This is a genomic window from Acinetobacter sp. ANC 5378, from assembly GCF_013004315.1.
Lineage (GTDB): Bacteria > Pseudomonadota > Gammaproteobacteria > Pseudomonadales > Moraxellaceae > Acinetobacter.
Genome location: NZ_JABERK010000010.1, coordinates 137954 through 144488, shown reverse-complemented (window position 1 = coordinate 144488; position 6535 = coordinate 137954). Strand labels below are relative to the sequence as shown.

Here is a 6535-nt window from a genome sequence, read left to right as displayed (position 1 = left end):
AAATACGGTATTCTGATGTGACAAAACCTGAATCCTGGTCGTTAAAGTGTTTGTTTGCACTCATATTTTAACTGTTCGGACTCAGGTTTTTTTATTTAAATCAAACTATGGGACAGCAGTGACCGAGAGGGTCGCTTTTTTTATATCTGAAGTTTGCTGAAAAGTGCGGTTATTGGGATTTAAGCAAATCCTGAAACTTGCTGCGTAATTTCATTAATTTGGGTGGAATGGCAAAATTACAGTAGCCTTGAGATGGATTTCGGGCAAAAAAATTCTGGTGATATTCTTCGGCAGGGTAGAACTTGGGTGCAGGACTCAGTTCAGTCACAATATTCAGACCTTCTGCTTTCAGGGCATCAATGGTTTGTTGTGCCTGCTGTTGCTGTTCATCATTCAGGTAATAAATCACAGAACGATATTGAGTACCGACGTCATTGCCTTGACGGTTTAACGTCGTTGGATCATGCGTGGTGAAAAATACATCCAAAAGCTGAGCAAAGCTAATTTGTGTTTCATCATAATCAATCAAAATGACTTCCGCGTGGTTGGTATCTCCACGGCAAATATCGTCATAACTTGGATTGTCGGTATGGCCACCTGCATAACCACTAACCACTTTTTCTACGCCTTTCAGCTGTAAAAATATGGCTTCAACACACCAAAAACATCCACCACCAAATAATGCCTGTTGCATGGTTTTATCCTATATTTGTTTATTTTTTTAATATATGGGCTTTTTATGAAGCTACAATGTATTTATTTATGCATTTTATATACAAAATCCTGAAATTTTAGGCTTTTTATCTGCATTATTTAACGCGGTTGAACCGGACTGGTCAATTGAATAAGAAGATTGCCATGACGATCAAGCAGTTTGAGTGTTTTGCCAAAGACTTGATAGTTTGCCACTTTAGTTAGTGCTGCATTAAATTGTTGCGATACATTGTTGCCATCTAAACATGCCATTTTGGTGCCTGCCATTTGGCTCAAGATTAAAGTATCGCGTCCCGCTGCATAGCTTCCCATAATCCGATTACAACCATCGGCACCACTGACGTGTTTGGTTGCAGCATCAAACTGTAAGCTTGGAATATTGTGTGCAGTGGGTGAGGTCTTAATTTCAGTATTGCCAATATGCGTTGCAATCCAGGTACGGTTTTGTAATTGAACTAAATTTGCAGTTTCAATCGTAGAAGATGCGTTAGGTATCGTTTCACAACCTGTAAAAGCAAGAGCTGCAGCAATCATGCTGACAGCACATAATTTTTTTAACATATTGGAATTCTCGTTCTTGATTTAACTTACGTTCTATATAAACAAAAAAATAGCCATTTAACTAGGATTAAATGTATGTTTTATATATTTTTTTGCATTTCTTATTATGGTACATCTACAGTTTTAGGTTTCGGTAAACTCTGACGAATAAGGGTTGAATATTGAGTGCTGCTCATATTGTTTAACGCACTGACACGTGGGTTGATGTAGGCAATTTCATACCACTGTTGCATGGTTAAATCGTGTGAAATGGCATGCAGGTCATACAGATAATTAGGTAAATAGCCAGAAGCCAGCAGGCGGTAATCGGTTGGCAAGTGCCTTTTAGATACTGCTTGTACCATATCAAATACCAGCGTGGTGCAGTTACTGGTCAGGCTGTTATACCATTTTGGCTGATTTCTTAATTCATTGGCTTTATACAGATATTCTTCAAACAAGGCGCGTCTTTCGGTTTTCGACATATTGACCGGGAAGAAATAGACATGTTCGCCCCGAATATTGCTGCGGGTATAAATCAGATCTTTTTCATCTGCTGCGATCAGGCTGAGTTCGTATTTTCTAAAAAAACCGCCATAGGTGGAAAATTCTTCATTTTTTTGTTTACGAATTTCAATCGAAAAGGTCAGTGGTTTGCTATTGGCAAAATCAAAACTGACTAGGGTATGCGCGATGCGTGGTCCCATCCAATAGGAGGTGATGATATTCACGCCGCTAATCTGGTCTAAATCAAACTGACGGGTTTCCCAATGCTCATCATAGCTGCCATCCGTATGCCAGTTAAAATTACGTACATTGTGTAGCGTGACCAAATTGCCCTGTTGTTCATAAGACAATATTTGGGCAACTTCGGGATTCCAGTCACGATCTTGTTTGGCTTCCAGGTTAAAATACCAAAATAAGCCCAACAGAAAACCAAAGATATAAATCAGTATATCTATATGGCGGTTAAATAAATTTTGGGTGATATAAATACCGAGAATACTTAAAGCAAAGACAATCCAAATGCCAATCATTATGCGGGTGACCAACCAGCCAAAAGGTTCTTGAAACCACAACGCAAGACACAGCCAAATAGAGGACACAATAACGAAAAGGCTAAACATGGAATGGAGTAAAGCCATGCCTAGAGCAGCGAAAAATTCCCTTTTTCCAATATTCTGCATATTTGACTGTTATAAGTAATTATTACCTTTATTTTCGGTAAGTTGCGAACTCAAAAGCAATCCCAGTTTTGTCGTCAATATGTTGTTCAGACGCGACCTTTTTAAATTCAGCTGGAATTTCTGGATAGTAGGCATCGCCTTGAACATCAAGTTCAACATGGGTCAGTTCTAAACGGTCGGCAATGTCCATAGTCTGTTTAAAGATCTCACCGCCACCGATAATAAAGATCGCTTCCGGCTTTTCTGAGGCTTGCACATCGGCAACCGCTTGAGCTAAGGCATCTTCAATCGAGTAGGCAACTTTAGTCCCTTCAAATGACCAGTCGGTGTCACGGGTAATCACCCAATTGACCCGTTTTGGCAAGGTGCGTCCCATCGATTCCAAAGTCTTACGACCCATGACCACGACACCACCTTGGGTGATTTCTTTAAAGTGCTTGAGGTCAGCAGAAATGTGCCAAGGTAAGTCATTATTTTTACCAATGCAGCGTTGTTGATCCATGGCCACGACATGAACAACTTCTAAATTTTGAAAGGTCATAAAATTTTCCCTGTATTTTTTATACTCAGATACGTTTTCCCCCTTTTGCAAAAGGGGGAATTAAAGGGGGATTTTAGAAATTAAACCGCAACCGGCGCTTTAATCCCTGGGTGTGATTCATAGCCAATAATTTCGATATCTTCAAATTTAAAATCGAAGATGTCTTTCACTTCGGGATTCAATTTTAATTGGCAAAGCGGCAAAGGTTCACGGCTGAGCTGTAATTTTGCCTGTTCAAAATGGTTGGCATATAAATGGGTATCACCACCAGTCCAGACAAAGTCGCCTACACCCAGGCCGCATACTTGCGCAATCATATGTGTGAGCAGGGCATAACTGGCAATATTAAATGGCACACCTAGGAACACATCCGCACTACGTTGATAGAGCTGGCAAGACAGTTTTTCGTTCTGGACAAAAAACTGGAACAGGGTATGGCAAGGTGGAAGGGCAACATTTCCCGCTTCATTCGGGTTCCAGCCCGATACGATTAAACGGCGTGAATTGGGATTGATTTTAATTTCATTAATCAGCCATTTGATCTGGTCAAAACCATCTTGCTCATATAAGCCATTTTCTTTTTTAGTTGCGCCAAAGTTACGCCATTGATGACCATAGACTGGACCCAATTCGCCTTCAGGACGACCAAAACGTGCAGTTTGTTCTGCAGTGGACCATTCATCCCAAATCGAAACTTTATTGTCCTGCAAATATTTGACGTTGGTATCACCTTTTAAAAACCACAACAATTCAATCACGATAGAACGGAAATGAACTTTTTTAGTGGTCAATAAAGGAAAACCTTTGGAAAGATCAAAGCGCATTTGATGACCAAATACAGAACGTGTACCTGTTCCAGTACGATCGCCTTTGTCGCCACCGTTGTCGAGGATATGTTGTAAAAGGTCTAAATACTGACGCATGTCTCTCTCATAATCGTGTGAATTTCATGTGGCACATATTAGCCTTTTTTTACCGGTGAGGAAACTCTATCAAGGGAGCAGATAGGTAAATTAAAATCTGCGAGTTAATTTTTATAAGATAATGATTTATATAGGTATTATTGGTATTTTATTGTAATCTAAGTCATCACCTCCAATCTTGACTGGATTGGATGAAAAATTATAAGGGTGAGGAAAATGGATCGATTTTTCTGGAAAGAATTTTTCAACCCCCTAAAAAAACTCTATTAGGTCATTTGGTATTAAATATTCGAAATAGTTGCATGATCCTGCATGAGAACAAGCAGGGCTTAAAAAATTACAATATATAGCCCATGTCAGATTTTGAAATTTAGACCGTTTTATTCCATCAAATTATGGCTTAAAGACTCGAAACTTAATAACAACCTAGTGTTGCTCGAATGAACATCAATTAAATTTTTACTGGTATTGGATTATAAAAATTAACAAAAAATAATCATTTAAGTCTATTTCAAAGGCTTTAGTTAAATTTTATTACATTTGTTGCATGAAAAATCACATTTTACACGGTACTATCTTTGCCGTCGAAATGAGTGAAAAGCCCGAATTTTAAGGGTTAGGAGTCGTTATAAAGAATGGTTTATGATCATAATGTAAACATGAATGAAGTATATGCTCCAGTCCAGACAAACATCGTAATTCGTTCCCAATCTGGTAAGAATTCTAAGAAAAATACGGAATCCAAGTTCGTTCAAGCCTTCCCAAAACAGAACATCATTGCAAGCAATGGACAGCGAATAGATATTAATAAATTCACCAATTTCTTGCAGGGTATTAGCTCATATAGCAGTTCACAAAAGTGTGCGAAAAGTATTCGTCTTGCTTTGGAATCGGCAGGTGCACGCTTTCAAAGTCATCCCGTTGCTGCGGCAGACTGGGGTAATACTTTAATGAAAATTGGCTATCGACAAATTAATCCTAAATTCGATGCCCCTAAAGAAGGCGATATTTATATTATTGATCGGACTGGTAAACATGTGTATGGACATATTGCAGGGTTTAATGGCACGCAATGGGTCTCTGACTTTAAGCAAAAAAGTTATGACGTTTATAATGAAAAAGGTCTGACCTATAAATATTATCGTCCGAGTTTTTAAGTTTTCCTGGAAAACTGCTTAAATAAAAAAAGCCTCTTTAGAGGCTTTTTTTATTGTTTAGCTTAAGGCAATTGTTTGATGGGACTGCCACCTAAAGCCTGCATCAGAGTCACATAGGCATTGTATTGACTCTGCTTGGTTTGAATTAATGACAGTCGTGCATTGCGTGTGGTTTCTTGTGCATCGAGCAGGTTTTTCAGCGCGATGGCACCGTTGCGGTAACGCACTTCAGTTAAACGTTCAGTCTTCTCGGCAAGTTGCACATTTCGTTCCTGCAAAGCCACCTGCTTGTTTAATTCGGTGCGTGCAGATAGCGCATTTTCCACATCGGCAAAAGCCTGATACAAGGTTTGGCGATATTGCATAATCGATTTTTCATAATCCAGATTACTGATCTCCACATCTTTCTTCATATCGTTATATTGCAGGAACGGCAAGCTGAGATTCGCCCCCAAAGTTAAAGCAGGGTTCTGCAACAGGTTGCTTAACGATGTGCTGGAAGAACCTAAATTTCCGGTCAGACTAATGGAAGGATAATAGCTGGCTTTAGTGGCATCTTTGCTTGCCAAGGCCTTACGTAAACGTAATTCGGACGCTTGTAAATCCGGACGACGCGATAGCAAGTCAGCGGGCAAGCCAGTCGACACAGCCGGTAGGGCAATTCGCGGTAAACGGGACGGTTCCTGAATATTCAGTTGCTGGACGGGCATGTTAAGTAGAACCGCCAAAGCCGTGCGCGCTTCAACACGCTGCTGTTCAATCTGACTTAAGCTCGCTCTCTGGCTTTGAACGGATTGTTCCGCCGAGGTGAGGTCCAGACCTGAAACTGCCCCAGCACGATATTGGGTACGGACCAGTTCATAGATTTTTTGCGTACTGGCCAGGTTTTGCTGTGCAACGGCGTAACGCTCGTTCAGATAACCCAATTCCCAGTATAAATTGGCAGTGGTCGCCACCAGACTTTGTGCGGTACTTTGCAAGTCCTGTTCGGTCGCTAGCGCTTCCCATTTACTGGCTTCAGTTTGACGCGCCAGTTTGCCGAATAAATCCAGTTCATAGCTCACGCCGCCACTTAAAGACAAACCACGTGAAGCATCATCCCCAGAATTCAGGTCAATACTATGTCCTGCTGAAACGCTGGAACTGACCCGTGGACCTTGCTTGTTTTGAGCCAAACCAGCTTGTAGACGTGCCTGCTGCAAGTTAATCCCTGTAACAGCTAAATCGGTATTAGTCGCTAACACCTGATTAACCAGTTGATTCAGCTGCGCATCGCCAAACAAGGTCCACCATTGATCGGCATAGACATTAGCATGCACCTGCTGGCTGAGTGCTTTATTGTTCTGGAAATTGCCTGGAATATTTACGGCAGGTTGTTCATACGGTGTTTTTACCACCGCAGCACAACCGACCAGTGATCCAGTTAAAATAAGACTAGCGACAAGTTTGGTAAAATTCATTTGCATTCTAAGT

General features: G+C 40.6%; 7 protein-coding genes. 1 reads left to right on the top strand and 6 read right to left on the bottom strand.

Features of this window, described 5'->3' with window-relative positions; translation table 11 throughout:
- Positions 1-169 precede the first annotated feature (169 nt).
- The 5 genes from msrA to thyA form a co-directional block, all read right to left on the bottom strand.
- Complete coding sequence (gene msrA / locus HLH16_RS03075; protein WP_171528196.1) at positions 170-694, bottom strand: peptide-methionine (S)-S-oxide reductase MsrA; 525 nt, start codon at positions 692-694, stop codon at positions 170-172.
- 119 nt (positions 695-813) lie between these two features.
- Positions 814-1275, bottom strand: coding sequence for an META domain-containing protein (locus HLH16_RS03070; protein ID WP_171528195.1), 462 nt, complete (start codon positions 1273-1275; stop codon positions 814-816).
- Between the two features lie 104 nt (positions 1276-1379).
- Positions 1380-2441, bottom strand: coding sequence for an Lnb N-terminal periplasmic domain-containing protein (locus tag HLH16_RS03065; protein ID WP_171528194.1), 1062 nt, complete (start codon positions 2439-2441; stop codon positions 1380-1382).
- Positions 2442-2469: 28 nt separating this feature from the next.
- Positions 2470-2982 (bottom strand): dihydrofolate reductase, encoded by a 513-nt coding sequence (locus HLH16_RS03060; protein ID WP_171528193.1) that lies wholly within the window; start codon positions 2980-2982, stop codon positions 2470-2472.
- A gap of 80 nt (positions 2983-3062) precedes the next feature.
- Positions 3063-3905 carry a thymidylate synthase gene (gene thyA / locus HLH16_RS03055; RefSeq protein WP_171528192.1) on the bottom strand — a complete coding sequence of 281 codons (843 nt, stop codon included), beginning with the start codon at positions 3903-3905 and terminating at the stop codon, positions 3063-3065.
- Between the two features lie 635 nt (positions 3906-4540).
- Between thyA and HLH16_RS03050 the strand changes: the two genes are divergently transcribed.
- A complete protein-coding gene (locus HLH16_RS03050) occupies positions 4541-5062 on the top strand; it encodes a CHAP domain-containing protein (RefSeq protein ID WP_171528191.1) in 522 nt (173 codons plus the stop codon).
- Between the two features lie 62 nt (positions 5063-5124).
- On the opposite strand, the gene HLH16_RS03045 is transcribed toward HLH16_RS03050, so the two are convergent.
- Entirely contained in the window at positions 5125-6528 is a 1404-nt protein-coding gene (locus tag HLH16_RS03045; RefSeq protein ID WP_171528190.1) for an efflux transporter outer membrane subunit, read from the bottom strand.
- Between the last annotated feature and the right edge of the window lie 7 nt (positions 6529-6535).

Coding starts and splice junctions, on each gene's coding strand:
- HLH16_RS03060 (WP_171528193.1), bottom strand. CDS start 2,982: ATGACCTTTCAAAATTTAGAAGTTGTTCATGTCGTGGCCATGGATCAA.
- HLH16_RS03045 (WP_171528190.1), bottom strand. CDS start 6,528: ATGCAAATGAATTTTACCAAACTTGTCGCTAGTCTTATTTTAACTGGA.
- msrA (WP_171528196.1), bottom strand. CDS start 694: ATGCAACAGGCATTATTTGGTGGTGGATGTTTTTGGTGTGTTGAAGCC.
- thyA (WP_171528192.1), bottom strand. CDS start 3,905: ATGCGTCAGTATTTAGACCTTTTACAACATATCCTCGACAACGGTGGC.
- HLH16_RS03050 (WP_171528191.1), top strand. CDS start 4,541: ATGGTTTATGATCATAATGTAAACATGAATGAAGTATATGCTCCAGTC.
- HLH16_RS03070 (WP_171528195.1), bottom strand. CDS start 1,275: ATGTTAAAAAAATTATGTGCTGTCAGCATGATTGCTGCAGCTCTTGCT.
- HLH16_RS03065 (WP_171528194.1), bottom strand. CDS start 2,441: ATGCAGAATATTGGAAAAAGGGAATTTTTCGCTGCTCTAGGCATGGCT.